22 protein-coding genes are annotated in these 20970 nt (G+C 31.0%); 15 read left to right on the top strand and 7 right to left on the bottom strand.

Annotated elements, in window-relative coordinates; all coding sequences use genetic code 11:
* Nucleotides 1-7: 7 nt before the first annotated feature.
* The 9 genes from BP92_RS0101100 to BP92_RS0101060 all read left to right on the top strand — a co-directional run bounded on the left by BP92_RS0101100 (nucleotide 8) and on the right by BP92_RS0101060 (nucleotide 7265).
* Nucleotides 8-2110 carry an energy transducer TonB gene (locus BP92_RS0101100; RefSeq protein ID WP_026724348.1) on the top strand — a complete coding sequence of 701 codons (2103 nt, stop codon included), beginning with the start codon at nucleotides 8-10 and terminating at the stop codon, nucleotides 2108-2110.
* 90 nt (nucleotides 2111-2200) lie between these two features.
* Complete coding sequence (cyoE, locus tag BP92_RS0101095; RefSeq protein WP_026724347.1) at nucleotides 2201-3103, top strand: heme o synthase; 903 nt, start codon at nucleotides 2201-2203, stop codon at nucleotides 3101-3103.
* Nucleotides 3104-3105: 2 nt separating this feature from the next.
* Nucleotides 3106-3693: a cytochrome c oxidase subunit 3 gene (locus BP92_RS0101090; protein WP_026724346.1), complete on the top strand. Its 588-nt coding sequence runs from the start codon at nucleotides 3106-3108 to the stop codon at nucleotides 3691-3693.
* A 45-nt stretch (nucleotides 3694-3738) separates the two neighbouring features.
* A complete protein-coding gene (locus BP92_RS0101085) occupies nucleotides 3739-4719 on the top strand; it encodes a cytochrome c oxidase subunit 3 (RefSeq protein ID WP_026724345.1) in 981 nt (326 codons plus the stop codon).
* A 20-nt stretch (nucleotides 4720-4739) separates the two neighbouring features.
* Nucleotides 4740-5090, top strand: a complete 351-nt coding sequence (locus tag BP92_RS0101080; protein WP_026724344.1) for a cytochrome C oxidase subunit IV family protein — start codon at nucleotides 4740-4742, stop codon at nucleotides 5088-5090.
* A gap of 77 nt (nucleotides 5091-5167) precedes the next feature.
* Entirely contained in the window at nucleotides 5168-5869 is a 702-nt protein-coding gene (locus BP92_RS0101075) for a hypothetical protein (RefSeq protein ID WP_026724343.1), read from the top strand.
* A gap of 5 nt (nucleotides 5870-5874) precedes the next feature.
* Nucleotides 5875-6501, top strand: coding sequence for an SCO family protein (locus tag BP92_RS0101070; protein WP_026724342.1), 627 nt, complete (start codon nucleotides 5875-5877; stop codon nucleotides 6499-6501).
* Between the two features lie 2 nt (nucleotides 6502-6503).
* The gene (locus BP92_RS0101065) at nucleotides 6504-7043 is read left to right on the top strand and encodes a DUF420 domain-containing protein (RefSeq protein ID WP_026724341.1); all 540 of its coding nucleotides are present in this window, start codon (nucleotides 6504-6506) and stop codon (nucleotides 7041-7043) included.
* Nucleotides 7044-7265, top strand: coding sequence for a hypothetical protein (locus tag BP92_RS0101060; RefSeq protein ID WP_026724340.1), 222 nt, complete (start codon nucleotides 7044-7046; stop codon nucleotides 7263-7265).
* A 34-nt stretch (nucleotides 7266-7299) separates the two neighbouring features.
* Here the strand turns inward: BP92_RS0101060 and BP92_RS0101055 are convergent, their stop codons facing one another.
* Nucleotides 7300-8691 (bottom strand): DUF4403 family protein, encoded by a 1392-nt coding sequence (locus tag BP92_RS0101055; RefSeq protein WP_026724339.1) that lies wholly within the window; start codon nucleotides 8689-8691, stop codon nucleotides 7300-7302.
* Between the two features lie 105 nt (nucleotides 8692-8796).
* Here BP92_RS0101055 and BP92_RS0101050 point away from each other — a divergent pair, with 105 nt between their 5' ends.
* From BP92_RS0101050 to tsaB, 3 genes are all read left to right on the top strand, one after another.
* The gene (locus BP92_RS0101050) at nucleotides 8797-10116 is read left to right on the top strand and encodes a TolC family protein (protein ID WP_026724338.1); all 1320 of its coding nucleotides are present in this window, start codon (nucleotides 8797-8799) and stop codon (nucleotides 10114-10116) included.
* A 20-nt stretch (nucleotides 10117-10136) separates the two neighbouring features.
* Complete coding sequence (locus BP92_RS0101045) at nucleotides 10137-11450, top strand: efflux RND transporter periplasmic adaptor subunit (RefSeq protein WP_026724337.1); 1314 nt, start codon at nucleotides 10137-10139, stop codon at nucleotides 11448-11450.
* A gap of 99 nt (nucleotides 11451-11549) precedes the next feature.
* Nucleotides 11550-12209, top strand: coding sequence for a tRNA (adenosine(37)-N6)-threonylcarbamoyltransferase complex dimerization subunit type 1 TsaB (gene tsaB, locus BP92_RS0101040; protein ID WP_026724336.1), 660 nt, complete (start codon nucleotides 11550-11552; stop codon nucleotides 12207-12209).
* Between the two features lie 9 nt (nucleotides 12210-12218).
* On the opposite strand, the gene BP92_RS0101035 is transcribed toward tsaB, so the two are convergent.
* Nucleotides 12219-13037, bottom strand: a complete 819-nt coding sequence (locus BP92_RS0101035) for a mechanosensitive ion channel family protein (protein ID WP_026724335.1) — start codon at nucleotides 13035-13037, stop codon at nucleotides 12219-12221.
* An 80-nt stretch (nucleotides 13038-13117) separates the two neighbouring features.
* Nucleotides 13118-13318 (bottom strand): dodecin family protein, encoded by a 201-nt coding sequence (locus BP92_RS0101030; protein ID WP_026724334.1) that lies wholly within the window; start codon nucleotides 13316-13318, stop codon nucleotides 13118-13120.
* Between the two features lie 137 nt (nucleotides 13319-13455).
* Here BP92_RS0101030 and BP92_RS0101025 point away from each other — a divergent pair, with 137 nt between their 5' ends.
* Complete coding sequence (locus BP92_RS0101025; RefSeq protein WP_026724333.1) at nucleotides 13456-15705, top strand: inorganic phosphate transporter; 2250 nt, start codon at nucleotides 13456-13458, stop codon at nucleotides 15703-15705.
* Between the two features lie 44 nt (nucleotides 15706-15749).
* Here BP92_RS0101025 and BP92_RS0101020 read toward each other — a convergent pair whose 3' ends face one another.
* A complete protein-coding gene (locus tag BP92_RS0101020; protein ID WP_026724332.1) occupies nucleotides 15750-16649 on the bottom strand; it encodes a NifU family protein in 900 nt (299 codons plus the stop codon).
* Between the two features lie 314 nt (nucleotides 16650-16963).
* Here BP92_RS0101020 and BP92_RS0101015 point away from each other — a divergent pair, with 314 nt between their 5' ends.
* The gene (locus BP92_RS0101015; RefSeq protein ID WP_026724331.1) at nucleotides 16964-17953 is read left to right on the top strand and encodes a PorP/SprF family type IX secretion system membrane protein; all 990 of its coding nucleotides are present in this window, start codon (nucleotides 16964-16966) and stop codon (nucleotides 17951-17953) included.
* A 63-nt stretch (nucleotides 17954-18016) separates the two neighbouring features.
* Complete coding sequence (locus BP92_RS0101010) at nucleotides 18017-18529, top strand: gamma carbonic anhydrase family protein (protein WP_026724330.1); 513 nt, start codon at nucleotides 18017-18019, stop codon at nucleotides 18527-18529.
* Between the two features lies 1 nt (nucleotide 18530).
* Here the strand turns inward: BP92_RS0101010 and murI are convergent, their stop codons facing one another.
* From murI to BP92_RS0100995, 3 genes are all read right to left on the bottom strand, one after another.
* Nucleotides 18531-19310: a glutamate racemase gene (gene murI / locus BP92_RS0101005; RefSeq protein ID WP_026724329.1), complete on the bottom strand. Its 780-nt coding sequence runs from the start codon at nucleotides 19308-19310 to the stop codon at nucleotides 18531-18533.
* A 73-nt stretch (nucleotides 19311-19383) separates the two neighbouring features.
* Nucleotides 19384-19887, bottom strand: a complete 504-nt coding sequence (locus BP92_RS0101000) for an OmpH family outer membrane protein (protein ID WP_026724328.1) — start codon at nucleotides 19885-19887, stop codon at nucleotides 19384-19386.
* Between the two features lie 24 nt (nucleotides 19888-19911).
* Complete coding sequence (locus BP92_RS0100995) at nucleotides 19912-20940, bottom strand: OmpH family outer membrane protein (protein ID WP_035692581.1); 1029 nt, start codon at nucleotides 20938-20940, stop codon at nucleotides 19912-19914.
* Nucleotides 20941-20970: the final 30 nt, after the last annotated feature.

Raw genomic sequence — 20970 nt, 5'->3', positions numbered from 1 at the left:
ATATCTTATGAGAAAAATATACTGTTTACTGTTGTTGGTTTTCGGATTTACGACTTTTGCTCAAAATTCCTCAAGCGAACAATTTCCGAAATTTCCTGATTGCGTAAATGCAATTGGTAAACAACAAGAATCTTGTTTTTATAATACGATTCAAAATTATTTTTATAATAATTTTAAAGTACCACAAGAACTTCAAGAACAAAATTACAAAGGAACCGTAATTGCTGTTTTTGAAGTCGATACTACAGGTAATTTCAAGGTTTTGTATACCGACGCAGCACATGAGTCACTAAAAAAAGAAGCTGCTCGCGTTTTTGAATCGTTGCCAAAAGTTTCACCTGCTACTTATGCAGGAAAGCCAACGTATTCCAAATTTTCTATAAAAATCAATATTCCTTTAGTTGCTCCAAACAAACAAGAAGATGTAGCTACTAAGTATGCCAAAACAAATACGCTGTTAATTGATAACAAAAAAGAATTATCTGAATACGATAATTTGGTGATAAAACCATTCGAAAATCCGCAATTTAAAAGTTCGGGAATTGTGCAGTTTTCACATCAAAATTATGGTGTTTTCGATGCTTTGTTAAATCAAGTAGGAAGCAATAACCATACGGCTTCAAAACCTTATTCGTATGATGAAGTAGCAAAATATTATGATTTCGAAACGGCAAACCAATCTTTTCTGAAACAACAAGCATCTTGGTGGGGAAGAAAACTATGGAACGAAAATTTAGTAGCGATTCAAGGTGAAGAATATTGGTTCACTCTAAATCCAATTTTCGATTTTAGAATTGGAAAAGATACAGAAAGTGAAGCTTCGAATACATTTGTTAACACTAGAGGTTTAATTGTTAATGGTGGTCTAGGAAAGCAATTAACTTTCACAACTTCTATCTATGAAAGTCAAGGAAGATTTGCTGATTATTACAATGCATATGCAGAAAGTATTCGTCCTTCGGGAGGAAATCCAGCGATTATTCCAGGAATTGGAATTGCGAAACGTTTTAAAGATGATGCTTATGATTTTCCATTAGCTGAAGCAAATATCAAATACCAACCAAGTAAGTTTATAAATCTACAACTAGGTTACGGAAGAAATTTCTTAGGTGATGGATATCGTTCTTTATTACAAAGTGATGGTGCAAGCCCATATCCGTATTTCAAAATCAACACTACTTTTTGGAAAATTAAATACACCAATACCTACATGTGGCTAAAAGACGTTCGTGATGCTGCTACAGTTGACGGAACCTATGCTACTAAATACATGGCAAGTCATTATTTGAGTTGGAATGTAACGAAAAGATGGAATTTAGGTTTCTTTGAAAATGTGGTTTGGACGAATACCAACGATAGAGGTTTCGATTTCAATTTTGTGAATCCATTAATTTTTTACAGAACGGTTGAGTTTGGCTCATCGTCTAAAACAGGAAATGCATTACTTGGATTAACTTCAAAATACAAATGGAACAATCAAATTAACTTCTACGGACAGTTTTTAATTGACGAGTTTGCAATTGGTGATGTAAAACAAAGCAATCAAAGTTGGAGAAATAAATTTGCTTACCAAATTGGAGTAAAATATTATGATGCGTTTAAAATAAAGAATTTATTACTTCAAGTAGAATACAACCAAGTGCGGCCTTATGTGTATTCGCATAGTGATCCTATTACTAATTATGGTCACAACAATCAAAGTATGGGGCATTTATGGGGAGCGAATTTTAGAGAATTTATTGCTATTGCACGTTATTACAAAGGAAGATATTTTGCTGATGCGAAATTAATTTACGGCCAACGCGGATTTGATTTCAATAACGGAACTGATAACTTCAACTACGGAGGTAATATCTATTTAGATTACGATGAAAATCGTCCTTACGATACCGGGGTTTCGATTGCACAAGGAAATAAAACAACGGTTATGATTGCCGATTTACAAGTAGGGTATTTGGTTAATCCAGCTTCAAATTTAAAAGTTTTTGGAAATGTTATGTTCAGAAATTTCGATCCAACTACTGAAACTGCTGCAACTGTAAAATCAAACACAACTTGGTTTTCAATTGGACTAAGAAGCGATTTATTTAACTGGTATTTTGATTATTAATAGATTTAACGAATTTTCTAAATTCTAAATTCTAAATTCTAATTTTCATATCGTATCTTTGCGCGCAATTTCACAGCGAAAAACACTAAAGTGGACACAAATACACAACCTCAAATTAAAAAATCTCTTTACAAAGACTTTGTAGAAATTACAAAGGCACGCTTATCTATTAGTGTAGTGGTTTCTACTATTGCTGGTTATTTGTTAGGATTTAACGAGGAACAACCGTTTCAATGGTTAGTTTTAGTGCTATTAATCGTTGGAGGTTATTGCATGGTTGGTGCTTCAAATGTTTTCAACCAAATCATCGAAATTGAATTAGACGCCAAAATGGACCGAACTAAAAACCGTCCGTTACCTTCTGGAAGAATCTCTAAACAAAATGCTTTTATATTAGGTTGCGTTTTAACCATTTTAGGATTAGCTATTTTGTATAATGTAAATCCTAAAACTGCTATGTTTGGCGCGATTTCGATTTTCATGTATGTGAGTTTATATACTCCATTAAAAACATTAACTCCGCTTTCTGTTTTTGTTGGAGCATTTCCTGGAGCTATTCCTTTTATGTTAGGTTGGGTAGCGGCAACAGGTCAATTCGGAATTGAAGCTGGAACGTTATTTATTATTCAATTCTTCTGGCAATTCCCACATTTTTGGGCAATCGGTTGGTTCTTATATGACGATTACAAAAAGGCTGGTTTCTTTATGTTGCCAACAGGAGAACGCGATAAAAAAACTGCACTTCAAACTATTTTGTATACGATTTGGATGATTTTAGCTTCGATAATTCCAGCTTTCGGATTTACCGGTAATTTGATTTTATCGAAAACTGCAGCGGTAATCGTATTTTTGTTAGGATTATGGATGTTGTTTTATGCGGTACAATTACACAAACAAATGGATGCAAAAGCGGCAAGAAAATTAATGATTGTTAGTGTTTCGTATATTTCGTTGTTGCAAATAATATATGTTATAGATAAATTTTTACGATAGTTATGGAAAATAGAATGACTTTGGAAGAAGAACAAGCTCGCAAAGGCAGAACGTACAAAATGTTGTTGTGGTTTGGAATGATTAGCATCTGTATGATTTTCGCTGGACTAACAAGTGCCTATGTAGTAAGTAAATCAAGACCAGATTGGTTGAAAGATTTTGTATTGCCTTCTGCATTTGTAATCAGTACAGTAGCTATGTTAGTAAGTAGTTTTACTTTTTACTTAGCATTACAAGCAACAAAAAAAGATAACAGAAATGGTGCTTCAATGTTTTTATTGATTACTTTAGCGCTTGGAATCGCGTTTATAGTATTACAATTTAAAGGATTTGGACAAGTAATTGATAATGGCTATTTCTTTACAGGAAGTGAAAGTAATGTAACGACTTCATTTTTGTATATTGCTGTTTTGGTTCACATTGCTCACCTTTTAGGGGGTATTATTTCGCTTTTAGTAGTAATTTATAATCATTATAAACAAAAATACAATTCGGCTCAAACCCTTGGTATAGAGCTAAGTGCGATGTATTGGCACTTTATGGATTTTATTTGGGTTTATTTGTTTTTATTTTTCTATTTTTTCAAATAGAAAAAAAATAATAAATTTGGGAACTTTTTAACAATTAAAAAATTTATGGGAGCGACAGTTATTACAGACGAACACGCTTTAGACGGAGGTCCAGGACCATTAGGAGCAACCTATGGTAAAATGATGATGTGGTTTTTCATCTTATCAGATGCATTAACTTTTTCTGGTTTCTTAGCCGCGTATGGTTTTTCAAGATTTAAATTCATTGAAACTTGGCCTATCGCCGATGAAGTTTTTAACCACTTTCCATTTTTACATGGTGTTAATGCGCCAATGTATTATGTTGCGTTAATGACTTTTATCTTAATTTTCTCTTCTGTAACTATGGTATTAGCTGTAGATGCAGGTCATCACATGAAAAAAACAAAAGTAGCATTCTACATGTTTTTAACTATTATTGGTGGTTTTATCTTCTTGGGTTCTCAAGCTTGGGAATGGAAAAACTTCATCAAGGGAGAATATGGTGCTGTTGAAACTAAAGGAGGTTCAATCTTGCAATTTGTTCAAAAACAAGAAGATGGTACTTTTAAAAGAGTAGCATTGGCTGATTTTGCAGCAACATTACCAGAAGCAAGAACTCAACACGAAAGAAGTAACGGAGTTTGGTTCATGGATGAAGCAACTTTACCAACTTATTCTGTGAATGAAGTTGTTGAAGGTTTTAAAGCAGATGAGTCTATTTTAGTTCGTTCAGAGTATTTAAATGCTGAAAAACATAAAACTGTTTTATCAAGAGAAGAGTCTTTAAAAAGACTAGCTGAAGCTAAGTATGTTGTAGAAGGTGCTAACTTAGTTAGAAACGAATACGGTCATAAATTATTTGCTAACTTCTTCTTCTTTATTACAGGTTTCCACGGATTTCACGTATTTACAGGAGTATTGATTAATATCATCATTTTCTTTAATGTGTTATTAGGTACTTACGAGAAAAGAAAAAGTTACGAAATGGTTGAAAAAGTTGGATTGTACTGGCACTTTGTAGATTTAGTGTGGGTATTCGTATTTACTTTCTTCTATTTAGTATAATTATTTAATAAAAGTATATCATGGCACACGCACACGAATCAAATACAAAAAGAATTTGGGTAGTTTTTGGAATTCTATCTGTAATTACTATCGTAGAAGTTTTATTCGGTATCTATAAACCAAAGGCATTGTTTTTTAACAATTTCGCTGGAATGAACTTGCTTAACTGGTTATTTATCATCTTAACTATTGTAAAAGCTTATTATATTACTTGGGCTTTTATGCACATGGAAGGTGAGAAAAAATGGTTTAGAAGATCTATCGTTTGGACAGTAGTTTTCTTAATCCTTTATCTATCTTTTATTTTATTAGTTGAAGGAAACTATGTTTTTGATGTTTATAAAACAGGTCATTTAAAGTGGATATTTTAACACTTGTTTCTATTATATAATCCCGATTTACATCGGGATTTTTTTTACTTTTGTATGAACAAAATAAGTTTCATATAATGAAAAATAAATTAGTCCTCATTTCACTTTTTATATTGCCTATCGCTATTTATTTAGTTTTTTCAACGGCATCTCATAATTCTCTTTTTTTACCAAGAATTTCTAAGAATAATAAAGATATTCCAGTCGATTGGACAAGTTTAGATGGCTCGAAAGAGTCTATGAAAGGTAAGATAACGGTTTTAGGTTTTGTTGGTGATAGTGTTATTGAAAACCGCGGTAACTTTTTTAATTTAAATCAGAAGATTTATAATAAGTATAAAGGCTTTAAAGATTTTCAAATGATAATGGTGGTTCCTTTAGGAAATGAAAAAAAATGCCAACAAATCATAGATGAATTAGCACCAATAACTGGTGATATGAAAGGATGGAGATTTGTTTTTTCAACTCCAGACAAAATTCAAGAATTCTATGATAGCTATAAATTGATAGGACAATTGGATGAAAATAAAGGAACTCCTGCAGTAATTATCGTAGATAAAGAATTGAATCATCGCGGAAGAAAAGGCAAAAACAAAAAAGGTGAGGAGGAGTACAAAGAAAGTTACAATACTATTTCGGCAGCCGATTTACATAATGAAATGACAGATGACGTAAAAATCATTCTTCGCGAGTATCGTTTGGCGCTTAAGAAGAATAAAAACGAAAGAAAAGATGCTTTCCGTGATAACATCAAAGAGAATATTGAAAAACAAAAGTAATTTTCATGAAGAATAAATCATACATCGGAATTTCATTCATCGTTTTGATTTTCGGAATTTGGGCAGTACCAAAAATCATTGCTAAATTTCAAAAATCAGATTTAGTTGAAATTGGTCCAGTTCCATCTTTTAAATTAACGAATCAAGATAATAAAACCATTTCTAATGCTGATTATTTAGGAAAAGTGTATGTAGTAGAGTTTTTCTTCTCTACTTGTCCTACGATTTGTCCTAAAATGAATGAAAGCATGTTGCAATTGCAAAACGAATTTTATGGGAATCCAAATTTTGGAATTGTTTCTATTACCATTGATCCATCAAATGATACGCCACAGGTTTTAAAAGAACACGCCAAACTTTTAGGAGTAAAGCATTATAATTGGCATTTTTTAACGGGTGACAAAGCATATATTTACAACCTTGCAAATAAAGGCTTTAATTTATATGCAGGTGAAAATAATAAAGTTGCTGGAGGATTTGAACATTCGGGTTTATTCGCTTTAATTGACAAAGACGGAAAAATCAGATGCAGAAAAGACGCACAAGGAAATCCAATTTTATATTACGATGGACTTGATGCTGCCGGAGTTGAAGCAATCAAAGAAGATATTAAAAAATTACTTGAAGAATAATTATGGAAAATAATATAGAAACAAAATATAACAAACTTATTGTTGTTTTATCAGTTGCAATTCCGGCAGTAGTAGCTTTGCTTTTTGGGGTGAATTTGAGAAAATTAGGGTATGATGTAGAACCTCTATCTTTCTTACCTCCAATTTATGCTACTATTAATGGATTAACCGCTGTGGTTTTAGTTGCTGCGGTTATCGCTATCAAAAATGGAAACAGAAAATTACATGAGAATTTAATGAAAGTTGCCATTGCTTGTTCAGTAGCTTTCCTTGGAATGTATGTAGCGTATCACATGACTTCTGATTCTACTAAGTTTGGTGGTGAAGGTGTAATTAAATACGTGTATTATTTTATCCTAATAACGCATATTTTATTATCAATTATTATCATTCCTTTAGTTTTAACTACTTATGTAAAAGCGTGGTCACAACAATTTGATAAACATAAAAAAATAGCAAAAATTACATTTCCTATTTGGTTATATGTTGCGGTTACTGGTGTGGTTGTTTATTTAATGATTTCTCCTTATTACGCAAATTAGATGAAAAAGTTTTTATTTGGAATCGTTTTTTTCGTCATCAGCATTTCTGCTCAAGCGCAATGTGCCATGTGTCGTGCTGCACTTGAAAGCGAAGAAGGTGGTGTTAAGGCCGAAGCCGTTAACGATGGAATAGTATATTTAATGGCGATTCCATATATATTAGTTGGGGTTTTAGGCTATGCCATTTATAGATTAAAATACCGTAAGAAAAAAGAGATATAAAAAAAGTCGTTTCAATTGAAACGACTTTTTTGTTTTATTCTAATCCATCCACTTTAATATCCATTTTTCCACTAGTGGTAATAAATGCAATAATGGCTTTGTCTGTTAATTCAACTTTTTCAAATTCGAAATCATTAATAGTTCCATTTATAAAAACACCTTTCATTGGAGAATAGTTGTTTAAATAAGGTTTCATGTTTTGTTTGCCTTCTTCTAAATTTCCTTTAATCGAATAGCGACAATTTTCTTGAATACTTTTTAAAATGGTGCCATGTAATAACCAATTAGCCGATTTCATTAAAACGCTTTTTGTATTTAAAACATATTCCATTTGATCAAAATAGATTTCTTTGGTAATAGGATTGTAATTTGGAATCCCCGATAAATAAATTGTTCCATTAATACTTCCTAAAACATCTAAAGCAATAATCATTTTACCATCTTTTTGCCATAAATCTACTTTTTGAACAGTTATTTTTCTACTTCCCGATGCAAATTCTTGTCCTTGAAAATTTTTAGTCACAATTTTACTTGCGCTTTCAAATGTAGAAACCGCCACTACCGAAACAGTTGTGTTGTCCGGAATTTTTTCAACTGGTTTCAATACAATTTTAGTCGCATCAAACCCGCTTTTTGGCTTTTGTCCCACCATAGTTTGCATGTTGCATTTTAATCCCATGTTCAACATGATTTTAGTTTTGTTAAGTTTGGCTTCGGTAACATATAATTCTAAAGGAACCATTTTAAACCAGGTTTCGTATTGTTCACTTGTTAAAATAGGATTGCTTAATTTGTCTAAAGCGTCTAAAACATGAGGTTTAAAGTCACAGGTTTTGTCAATAGCTTCATCAATTTTTTTGGAAATTTTCGATTTAAACATACTCAATGTAGGATTGATGATATAAGTAATTGGAACGTTTTTTCCAGCTACCAAAATCGTAGGGCTTTCACTCCATTCAAAATCTTCTATTTTAGAAGTAGTAGTAAGTTTCCAATTGGTTAAATGCGTTTTGCTGTCTAAAGTTATGATTCCGTTTAGATTGATTTCACGAGTATCATTTAATCCCATAAAATCAGTTCCGTATTTGAATTTTGCCCAAATTTTAAGAGGAATTTCAGAAATAATATTTCCGTCTTTTTCACTTAGTTTAATTGGAGCTGTTTTCCAGATTTTCATTTCGGTTTTATCATCATTTAAGATAGAATCGTTAAATATTAATCCGGTTACATTTTTATTTAGTTGTTGTTCGAGTTCTTTCAATGTTATTTCAACAGGCATTGAAATAAAAGAAACTTTATTCTTAAAAACTACAGGGTTGTCGTTTGAAGGTGCTGGTTTTATGGCATCAATTTTTTTTGCTGTACCACATGAAATGGTTAGAAGCAAGGTAAAAAGTAAGGCAAAAATTACAAGAAATGTTTTCATAGGAAATCTAATTTTCGATGTAAAAGTAAAATTTTAATTGATATACTGTAACAAAATATTGAAAAAGAGGTCTTATAAGAAATGAGAATAAAAGCACATAAAATGATAACAAAAAAAATAGTTTTTTTTCTATTGTTGATAGGTTTTCAACTTTCGGCACAGAATAAGAAATGGACTTTAGAGGAGTGCGTAGATTATGCTATTAAGAATAACATTTCGATTAAGCAGTCTGAATTAGATTTAAAAACTTCAGATGTTGAAAAGCTAGAAGCTATTGGTGGTTTTTTACCTACATTGAATGGAAATGCAAATTATAGTATAAATACAGGAGCAAGTATTAACCCAGTTACAAACCAGTTTCAAAATCAAACATTTAAATCGTTTTCAGCTTCTGCAAACTCAAATATAATGTTGTTTAATGGTTTGGCTAATTGGAAAACATTGCAGCGATCTAAACTAAATCAGATAGCAAATAAATATCGTTTAGACAAAATGAAGGATGATATTGCTCTTTCAATTGCAAATTCGTACTTACAAATATTGTTTAATAAAGAACAATTGAAAGTTCAAAAAAATCAAAATTTAGTTACTAAAGAAAATATCAAAAGAACTCAAGAGTTAATAGAAGCAGGTTCACTTCCTGCGGGAGATATATTCGAACTACAAGCTACAGATGCTACTCAAGAACAACAAATTATTAGTACTGAAAATGCACTTTTAATTTCTAAAGTTGCTTTGTGTCAAACTTTATTGTTAGAAGATTATGCTACGTTTGATATTTCAGATGAAGTGATTGATTTGCCAATGTCTAATATAACAAATGAAACTCAGGAGGCTATTTTGGCTAAAGCTAAAGAATCGGTTAAAGATGTGAAAATAGCTTTGTCAAATGTTGATGTTGCTAAAAAAGATGTCTCTATTTCACGTTCTTCTTACTTACCAACATTAACAGGTTTTGTTGGGTATAATACTCGTTGGTCTGAAAGTACACCATTTAATTTTGCAGATCAATTGTCATTATTTGATGGTACAGCTGTTGGTTTACAGTTAAGCGTTCCAATTTTAAATGGATTTGCTACAAGAGGAAGAGTACAACGTGCTAAAATTAATCAAGAGCGTTCAGAATTTCAGCTGAAACAAGCCGAGTTAGATTTAGAGCGAAATGTGTATCAAGCTTATAATGATGTTATTAATGCTAAAAAATCATTTGAAGCAGCTCAAAAAACTTTAGAAGCTAGAAAACAATCGTTCAATTTTTCAAAAGAGCGTTATGAAGTAGGTTTAATGAATTCATTTGATTTTTCTCAATCTACAATAGCTTATGAAAACGCACAATCAGAAGTATTAAGAACTAAATACGATTACATTTTTAGAACCAAAATATTAGAATTCTATTTTGGAATTCCATTAATTAAAAAACAATAATAAAATATAAATACCTAGTCATGTCAAAGAAAACCATATTCATTTTATTAGGAAGTGCAATCGGATTAATCTTGTTATTAGTTGGACTTAAAAAAGGTGGTATAATCGGAAATAACGATGAATCTAAAGTCGTTGAATTATCAAAAGTTGCTCAAACTACAATTGTAGAAACGGTTTCGGCAACAGGGAAAATCCAGCCAGAAATTGAAGTAAAAATATCATCTGAAGTTTCAGGTGAAATCATTGCTTTGCCAATTAAAGAGGGACAACAAGTTAAAAAAGGAGATTTATTAGTAAGAATCAATCCTGATTTATATGAATCTGGAGTGAATCGTTCTGTGGCTTCTATGTCAACTACAAAAGCAGGTTTAAGTCAGGCAGACGCTCAAGTAAAAGAAGCTAAAGCCAATTACGATCGAAACAAAAAATTATTCGAAAAAGGAATCATTTCAAAATCGGAATGGGATAGAATTGTATCGGCTTATGAAGTTGCGGTTGCCAATAAACAATCGGCTTATTACCAAGTACAAAGTGCATCTGCAACAGTAACTGAAGCTAAAGACAACTTAGGAAGAACAACTATTTATGCTCCAGCTGACGGAACAATTTCGTTGTTGAATGTAGAGTTAGGTGAAAGAGTTTTAGGAACGCAGCAAATGGCAGGAACTGAAATTTTAAGAATTGCGAACTTAAACAATATGGAAGTAGAAGTGGATGTTAATGAAAACGATATTGTAAAAGTAAACATTGGTGATTCTGCAAATATTGAAGTTGATGCTTATTTAAAAAGAGAGTTTAAAGGAATTGTTACGAGTATTTCAAATTCAGCAAGTTCTACTTTAACAGCAGATCAGGTTACAAATTTTAAAGTAAAAGTTAGAATTTTAAAAGAATCCTACCAAGATTTATTAGAAGGAAAACCAGATAATTTCTCTCCATTTAGACCAGGAATGACTGCTACAGTTGACATTATTACAAAACGTAAAGAAAACATTGTAGCTGTGCCAATTAGCGCAGTTGTAGTTAAAGATGATACGACTTCGGTTAAGAAAGATGTTGTTGCTGAATTAGATAAAAAAGAGCAAGAACAAAAAGGAACGGCTCCAAAAAGTGATAAAAAATACGAATGTGTTTTTGTAAAAGTTGGAGATAAAGCAAAATTGAGAGTAGTTAAAACAGGAATTCAAGACGACACCAATATTGAAATTATTTCGGGTTTAAAACCGGGTGAAGAAATTATTATTGGACCTTATACAACGGTTTCAAAAGATTTAGTTTCAAATGATAAAGTTCGTGTGGAAACAGAAAAAGATAAAAAAGAGAGTAAGAAATAGATTTCTTATTAGTTAATTTGGGTAGATAAGGCGTAGGAAACTATGCCTTATTTTTTTTACGGGTTTATCTTCTTAACTTTGCAATTCAAAAAACCAAATATGGCTATTATTCTGAATATAGAAACCGCTACTAAAAATTGTTCTGTTGCTTTAGCAAAGGAAGGAAAAACGCTTGCATGCAAAGAAATTGCAGAGCAAAATTTTTCTCATGCCGAAAAATTACACGTTTTTATCGAAGAATTACTGGCTGAAAATAATTTGCAATTTTCTGACTTGAATGCAATTGCGGTAAGTCAAGGTCCGGGTTCATATACGGGTTTGCGTATTGGCGTTTCTTCGGCTAAAGGATTTTGTTATGCATTGAATATTCCAATGATTGCTATTGATACATTGCAACTTTTAGCAAAGCAAATTCAAATTAAAGACGGAATCATCATTCCAATGATTGATGCTCGCAGAATGGAAGTTTTTACGGCTATTTACGATAAAAATCACGAGCAAATCAGAAATACGCAAGCCGAAATTATTGATGAAACTTCATATCAAGAAATTTCAGAAAAAATGCATTTGGTTGGCGATGGAACAGAAAAATTTAAAAATACATTAACCGGTGATAAATTTGAGTTTCATTCTAATGTCATATTTCCATCGGCTATACAAATGAGTGAATTATCGTTTGATAAATACAAAATAAGCGACTTTGTTGATGTCGCTTATTTTGAACCTTATTATTTGAAAGATTTCGTTTTATCTAAGTAAATAAAATAATTATTCTTTGTGAATTTCTACTTGATGTGGATATGGTATTTCTATACCAATTTGATCAAAAGTCACTTTAGTTTTTTCTAACACTTCTGATTTTACTTTCCAGTAATTTTCATTGCTTGTAAAAGGTCTTACAGCAAAGTCAATAGAACTAGTGGCTAAATTATTTATAAATACTACTGCTGCGGGTTCAGGTAATACTTCTGGAATTGATTTTAAAATGTTTTCTAAAGTAGATTTGGCTAATTGTAAATCGGTTTTGTAATCTACCGAAATAATTAAGTCAACTCGTCTAAAACCATTTGCTGTATAATTGGTAATAACTCCATTTGATAAGGCGGCATTTGGAATTACAATTTGTTTGTTATCTGGCGACGTGATAACTGTAGAGAATATTTTAATGTCTTTAACCGTTCCTAAAACATTTTGTGCCTCTATAAAATCTCCTATTCTAAAGGGTTTAAAAAGAATAATTAAAATACCACCTGCAAAATTAGAAAGCGAACCTTGTAACGATAAACCAATCGCTAAACCAGCAGCTCCTAAAATTGCAACAAAAGAAGAAGTTTCAATGCCAAGTTTTGAAATTACAGTTACAAAAAGTAAAATACGAAGTGTCCAAAAAATAAGATTTCCGATAAAAGTTGATAGCGTAACTTCTACATTACGTTTTACCATTATCTTTTTTGCTGTTTTGGTTATAAAGCTGGTAGCCCATAGTCCAACAAGAAGAATTAAAACAGCAACTACAAATTTTGGAGAATACTCTAAGATTAGTTTTTTAATGGTTTCGAAATAATTTTGAATTTCAATTGACGTCATATTCTTTTTTTTGCAAAGATATTGAACACAGAAATCTTAGAAAAATAAAAAAGCGCCTATGTTATTAGACGCTTGTTAAGTTATTCAATTTCAAATGTGATTTTTAAATTTACCCTGAATTCAGTTATTTCGTTATCTTTGACCGAAGCGCTTTGATCTTGAACATAAACTGATCTAATGTTTTTTAGAGACTTTGCTGCTTGAGTTACAGCTTTTCTTGTGGCGTCTTCCCAACTTGAAGTTGAACTAGACAATACTTCAATTACTTTTAATACGGCCATAAAAAATAGATTTTAATATTAAATTAAAGTTAAGAAAATTATTTTAAATAATTGTTTTTGGAGCAATTGATAACATTAAATTAACGTAAATCTAAATTTCTTAAAGGAATTTTGCATCGAAATTAATTCATAAAAAAATGGAACAAATTTATATTATAATGTTAATCGCATTAGCGATTCTTGCAATTACCGATTTAATGGTAGGAGTAAGTAATGATGCGGTTAATTTCTTAAACTCGGCTATTGGTTCTAAGGCGGTTTCGTTTAAAACCATTATGATTGTTGCGAGTTTAGGAGTTGCTGTTGGAGCACTTTATTCTAACGGTATGATGGAAATTGCGAGAAACGGAATTTTTACGCCAAGTATGTTCAGTTTCAACGATGTAATTATTATCTTTTTAGCCGTAATGATTACTGATGTATTGCTGTTAGATGTTTTTAATACATTAGGATTGCCAACATCAACGACAGTTTCTGTAATTTTCTCTTTGTTAGGAGCTTCAGTAGTTTTAGCGGTTTATAAAGTATATGTTAGTGGAGATGGCTTTGATACTCTTGGAAACTATATCAATACTGAAAAAGCTTCTGAAATTGTATATAGTATTTTACTTTCTGTAGCATTATCTTTTGCTTTAGGTTCGTTAGTACAATATGTGTCAAGGTTAATTTTCACATTTCATATCGAAAAAAGATATAAATATGTAGCAGCACTTTTTGGTGGAGTTGCTATGACAGCTATTACTTTCTTTATCTTAGTAAAAGGATTAAAATCAATCACATTTGTGCCTTCTGAAGTAAAAGATTTTATTAAAGAAAGTCCATTTACAATTATTGCGTATTCATTGGTTTTATGGACAATTGTTTGTCAATTATTAATTAGTGTTTTTAAATACAGTGTTTTTAAATTCATTATTATCGTTGGTACTTTTGGATTAGCACTTGCTTTTGCAGGTAATGACTTAGTTAACTTCATTGGAGTGCCAATTGCGGCTTATCAAGCTTTTGAAATTTGGGCTGCACCAGGACAAACAGTTGCTGCCAATGAATTTATGATGTCGGGACTTGAAGGTGAAAATTTACCAGCTCCTTTTATATTTTTAGCATTAGCTGGTGTAATTATGGTTTATACATTATGGACATCCAAAAAAGCTAGATCAGTAATTGAAACAGAGCAGAATTTATCTCGTCAAGGTGAAGGTAATGAGAAGTATAATGCTAATACGCTTTCAAGAAACATTGTAAGAGGATTTATGTATCTTGGTAATATTATTAGTTTTATTTTACCAAAATCGCTTCAGAAAAAATTAGACGCTCAGTTTGTTCAGCCTGAATATACAGGAAAAAGAGATGAACAACCTATGTTTGATATGGTGCGTGCTTCTGTAAACTTAATTGTAGCTTCTATTTTGATTTCTATCGGAACTTCAATGAAATTGCCTTTATCTACAACTTATGTAACTTTTATGGTGGCAATGGGTTCGTCTTTTGCAGATAGAGCTTGGGATAGAGAAAGTGCTGTTTATCGTGTTGCGGGTGTTTTTAATGTAATTGGAGGTTGGTTTGTAACTGCTTTAGCTGCATTTTTATCTTCTGCCATTATTGCTTACATCTTATTCATTGGAGAAGTATTTGCGTTCTTTGCTTTCATGATTATTGTCGCAATCTTCTTCTACAGAAGTAACCAAATTCACAAAAAGAAAGTTAAAGAAGAAGAGGAAATTAAGAAACTAAGAAAAGAAGACATCGTAACATTAAAAGAAATGATTACAGAAAGTTCTTCTCAGATTTCTAAAGTGTTAAGAAAAACTAGTGCCTTATATTCAAATGTTGTTGATAATTTAGGTTTACAAGATTTGGCTAAATTGAAAGAAAATAAAAAAGCATTAAAAAAACTTGAAAAAGAAATCGACGAGTTAAAAAGTAATGTTTTCTATTTCATCAAAAACTTAGATGAAAATTCGGTTGAAGCAAGTAAATTTTATATTTTAATTTTAGGCTATTTACAAGACATGGTTCAGTCGATTGATTATATAACATCAAGTAGTCATTCGCATGTAAATAACAATCATAAAAAATTAAAATTCAATCAAATTCGTGATCTTAAAACTGTTGATACACAACTACAAGAATTGTTCAGCCGTTTAGAGGAAAGTTTTAAAACTGAAGATTTTTCTAAATTAGATGAGATTTTAAGAGACAAAAAAGCATTTTTAGACACCGTTTCTGAATTAATCACAAAACAGATTAATAGAATTAGAACTACAGAAACAAGTCCTAAAAACAGTAAATTGTATTTCTCTTTACTTCTTGAAACAAACGACTTGATAAAATCAATTATGAATTTATTAGAGTTGTTTAAAGAATTTAATCAACAGAATAAGAAATAAAAAAAGAGCCGAAAGGCTCTTTTTTGTTTTTATATGGTTTAGAATTATCCGTTAATGGCTTCTACTTTTATTCCTTCGTCTTTTAACATGTCTTTCAACATATTTTCAATTCCATTTTTTAATGTAAAAGTTGATGAAGGACATCCACTACAAGCGCCTTGTAAAACTACTTTTACTCTTTTTTCTGTTGGGTCAAAAGATTCAAACATAATATTTCCACCGTCACTTTGAACAGCTGGTTTTACATATTCTTCAATAATGTTTATGATTTGCTGAGAAGTAACATCAAGAGTGTCAAAATAAGCTTCTTGTTGTTTTTGATGAATTTCTGTTTTCACAATTGCCGTTTCATCAATTACAATGTTTCCGTTTTCAATGTACTCTTTAATAAAAGTTCTTAATTCAAGAGTAATTTCATCCCATTCTGTTATAGCAAATTTGGTAACCGAAATATAATTTTCGTCGATGAATACTTCTTTTACGAAAGGAAATTTAAATAATTCTTTTGCTAAAGGAGAAACAGATGTTTCATCAATGTTTTTACATTCCAGAGCAGTTTTCGTTAGTAGTTTATTACAAACAAATTTTAAAACCGATGGGTTAGGAGTGGTTTCGGCATAAACGGTTATTGGTTGTTTTTTTGTTTTGGTTTCATCTATTTTGATGATCTCTCCACCATTAGAAATGAATTCATTAATTTGATTGGCTACATCTTCTTGAACATCTTCCCATTCTACAATTGAAAATTTTTCAATTGCAATGAAATTCCCAGAAACATAGACTGTTTTAACAAAAGGAAGAAAGAATAATTGTTTTGCTAAAGGAGAATTTTGCGTTTCGTCAATATTTTTGAATTCAAAATTCTCAGTTCTTACAATAATTTCGTCCAATTCAAATTTTACAATGGCAGGATTTTGTGTTATTTTATTTGCGATTACTTGCATGATATTTGTTTTTTTGCAAAGATACAAAGTTCATAAGATATGTGGTTTGTTTTAGTAGAGCACTTTTTTTATTTAACTTTTTATTAGATTTTGATAAATACAATGTAAAAGTGTTATATAACATAAAAAATCACATATTAAATCTAATAATATTTTAAGTGTATTGTAAAAGAAACACAAAAATTTATATCTTTGGCAAGTTCGTAGTAAAAAACCATATTTACTTATTGTTTTTTATTAATAATATTCTAATTTTAAGCCATAGAGTTTGATTAGGATAGTAAGAGGTATGTTTTCATTAAACAATAACTACAATGAATTTTAAAAAGAGTTATTTTATTTTAGCATTTTTATTGGCACAATTTTCTTTCGCACAAGAGGGAATAGCTGTTTATTCTGATTATTTATCGGATAATTATTATTTAATTCACCCATCAATGGCAGGTGCTGCCAATTGTGGTAAAATTAGATTAACTGGTCGTCAACAATGGTTTGGACAAAGTGAAGCGCCATCATTACAAACAGTTAGTTTTAATACAGCTGTAGATGAAGATGGTAAATCTGGAGTTGGTATGATTCTGTTTAATGATCGAAATGGTTATCATTCTCAAAAAGGTGCTAAGTTAACATATGCTCACCATTTAAGATTTTCTAGAGGTACAGTTGATTTAAATCAGTTGTCTTTTGGTTTAAGTACTGCTTTCGTTCAAAGTACTTTGGATGGTTCTACATTTACAGGTAATGACCCTGTTATTGTAAATGGTGTTATTCAAAAAGATGCTTATTTTAATATTGATTTGGGTGTTTCATATCACTATATGGACTTTTTTACTCATGTTACAATGAAAAACTTTTTAGCAAGCCAAAGAAGAGAGTTGTATTCTGAAGGATTTGAATCTGACAATTTGAGTAAATTATTATGGAGTGTAGGTGCTGTTTTTGGTAATGAAGATAGATTACTTTTCGAACCTTCTTTTATGTATCAACGTATTTCTGAAACTAAAGAATCTTCAATTGACTTAAATCTTAAAGTTTATAAAGCTGTTGATTTTGGTAAATTATGGGCTGCAGTTTCTTACAGAAGAAGTTTTGATAGTGCACAGTATGAAGGTGGTAAACAAAATTTACAATGGGTTTCGCCGATTTTAGGTGTTAACTATAACAATTTTATGTTTTCTTATACTTATAGTCATGTAATGGGTGATATCAAGTTTGATAATGGAGGATTCCATCAAATTACTTTAGGTATTAATGTTTTCTGTAAAGACAAACAATGGGATTGTAATTGTCCTGCTGTTAATTAATAAAATAAATTTCAAGTATATTTGTCCCGATTTATCGGGACATTTTTTTTAAAATAATTAATTATGTTGATCAAAGAAGTTAATGGGAAATTTCCACAAATCCCAGATGATTGTTATGTAGCTGAAAATGCAACTATTGTTGGTGAAGTTTCTTTTGGTTCCAATTGTAGTGTTTGGTTTAATGCGGTAATAAGAGGTGATGTTAATTCGATAACTATTGGGAATAAGGTAAATATTCAAGATGGGGCAGTAGTTCATTGCACATATCAAAAACATCCAACTTTTATTGGAAATAATGTATCTATTGGACACAATGCTATCGTACATGGTTGTACAATAAAAGATAATGTTTTAATTGGTATGGGCGCTATTGTGATGGATAACTGCGTAATTGAGAGTAATTCAATTGTAGCCGCTGGTTCTGTTATTACGCAAAATACAGTCGTTGAATCGGGTTGTATCTATGCTGGTGTTCCTGCTAAAAAAGTGAAAGATATTGACCAAAGTGATTTTGCAGGAGAAATTGAACGTATTTCAAATAATTATGTGATGTATTCGGGTTGGTTTAAAGAATAGATTAAAAATTCTTATAAATTACAGTTTCATTATTTTCTAGTATATTTTTTAAAACTTCAGGCTCGCTATTCGTATAGAATATTTGCGAGCTTTTTCTTTTAGAAAGATTTAATAAATTATTCTGTTCTAATATTTTCTGTGTCTGTTTGGCTACTGCTTCACCAGAATCAATTATTTTAATTTGCGGTGGAATGATTTTTTTAATCTGTGGAATTAAATAAGGATAGTGACTACAACCTAGTACCAAATAGTCAATATTTTTTTCTACCATCGGATTTAAATAGCTCTTTAATAATTCTTCCATTTCTGCGGAATCCATATCGCCATTTTCTATCAATTGTACCAATCCGTGTCCTATTTGTTCGATTATTTTAACATCGGGATGGTTTGCTACACTTTTATGAAATAATTCGCTATTAAGAGTGCCTTTCGTTGCTAGTATACCAATCGTTTGTGTTTTTGATTGAAGTGCAGCTGGTTTTATAGCAGGCTCAATTCCGATGAAGGGAACGTTGTATTTAGCTCTAAGTTCTTTAATTGCATTTGTGGTGGCGGTATTACAGGCTACAACAATAATTTTACAGTTGTTTTCTAATAAGAACTCCGTATTCTTACAGCTAAGTGCAATAATTTCGTCTTTAGATTTTAGTCCATAGGGCGCATTTTTACTGTCGGCAAGGTAAATGGTGTTTTCATAAGGCATTAAGGCATGAACTTCCTTCCATATTGAAGTACCGCCAATACCTGAATCAAACAAGCCTATTGGATTTTCGTTTATCATAACAACAAAAATAAAAAAAACTGCTTAATCTAAACTAAGATTAAGCAGTTTTTAAAATTTTGGTTTGAATTAATTAGAAACCTAATGATTTTTTAACATCAGCTAATAAATCTGTACCGTCAGCAACTAAAACGCCACTTCCCGTAGTTGAGTCTAATACATAGTTAAACCCTTTTTCTTTTGCTACTTTTTTGATGGCAGCTTGAGCTTTTTCCATGATTGGTTTAATTAAGTCCATTTCTTTTTGACCTAACTCTTTTTGAGCTGTTTGTTGAAATTGTTGAATACGAGCACCCATGTCTTGCATTTCTTTAGAACGAGTTTCGTTTAAAGCATCACCTGCAGTTGGAGCTTCTTGCTCATATTTTTGTAATTTTGTTTGGTATTCAGCTACCATGTTTTTGTAATCTTTATCGTAAGTCTCCTGAATTTTTTTCATTTGATCTTGTGCTGTTTTCATTTCAGGCATAGAAGTCATTAATGCTTGTACGTCTATATGAGCAACTTTTGTTTGAGCTGAAACTTGCGTTCCAATAAAAAGTACGATTGCAATTGCTAAAGTTTTTAATTGTTTCATTTTTAATTTTAAAATTTAAGTTATTTAATTTTTGTTCTCTGTTTCTGTTTTCTGTTCTTTTGCTTTTTTAACAGCTTCTTTTTCCTCTGCTATTTTTTTCTTTTTTTCTTCTAAGGCCTTTTTTCTTTCTTCGATTTTCTTATTTCTTTCATCGATAAGTTTTTGACGAGCCTCTTCAGGAGTAAGTTTTTTTGTTTCGTCTTTTACAATGTCTTTTTCTTCGCTAGATTTTTCTTCTTTTTTATCTTCTATTTTTTCGTTTTTATCACCTTCAGAAGATTTATTTTCAATTACTGTGCCATTTTTTTTGGCATTGCGCTCTTCAAGTAATTTTTTTCTTTTTTCAGCTGCATCGGCTTTCTTTTGTTCATTCGCTAATTTGCGTTCTTCAAGTAGTTTTTCTCTTGCTGCTTTTTTCTCATCTAAAATTCTTTGTCTTTCCGTGAATGCTGGGTTTTCTTCTACAGATTCATCAAGTGCCTCTTTTGCTTCTAAGGCTTTCAATTGCTTTTTAGACATTTCTTCTCTTTTTTGAGAAGCAGTTAATTTCTTTACAACATAATCACTAATGTCATATTTCTGAGCCGCAAATAACATTGTTAAGTCAGATGATTTGTCAAAAATAAAATCATATTTTCGTTGTTCGGCAACATCTTGAACTATGGTGAAAATTTGGTCTTGGATAGGTTTAATTAAAACCGATTTTTGAATTATCAAATCTCCTTTTGGTCCAAAACGTTTTTCCTGATATTCTAAAAGTTCTTTTTCTAAATAAGCAATTTCTTCTTCTCTCTCTTCAATTAATTCCTTAGTTAAAAGTACTCTCTCTGTTTTTAAATTTTCTTTTAACTTGGTAATCTCGGTTTTTTTAACTTCAATTTCTTGCTTCCATTTTTGTGCTTTTTGCTCTAATTGATTAATAGCATCAGCATAATCAGGCACTTTTTCTAAGATATATTCCATATCTATATAGCCGATTTTTACTCCTCTAGCTGTTTGTGCTTTAGAAGAAAAAGTGATTAGTGCAACAAGTATAAATAATAATTTTTTCATTTTCAACTTAATTTTGTTTAGTAGCTGGCC

It is taken from the genome of Flavobacterium sasangense DSM 21067 (genome assembly GCF_000686885.1).
In the GTDB taxonomy this organism is placed as follows: domain Bacteria; phylum Bacteroidota; class Bacteroidia; order Flavobacteriales; family Flavobacteriaceae; genus Flavobacterium; species Flavobacterium sasangense.
The sequence above is the reverse complement of the archived record's forward strand: the minus strand, read 5'-3'. Positions and strand labels throughout refer to the sequence as shown.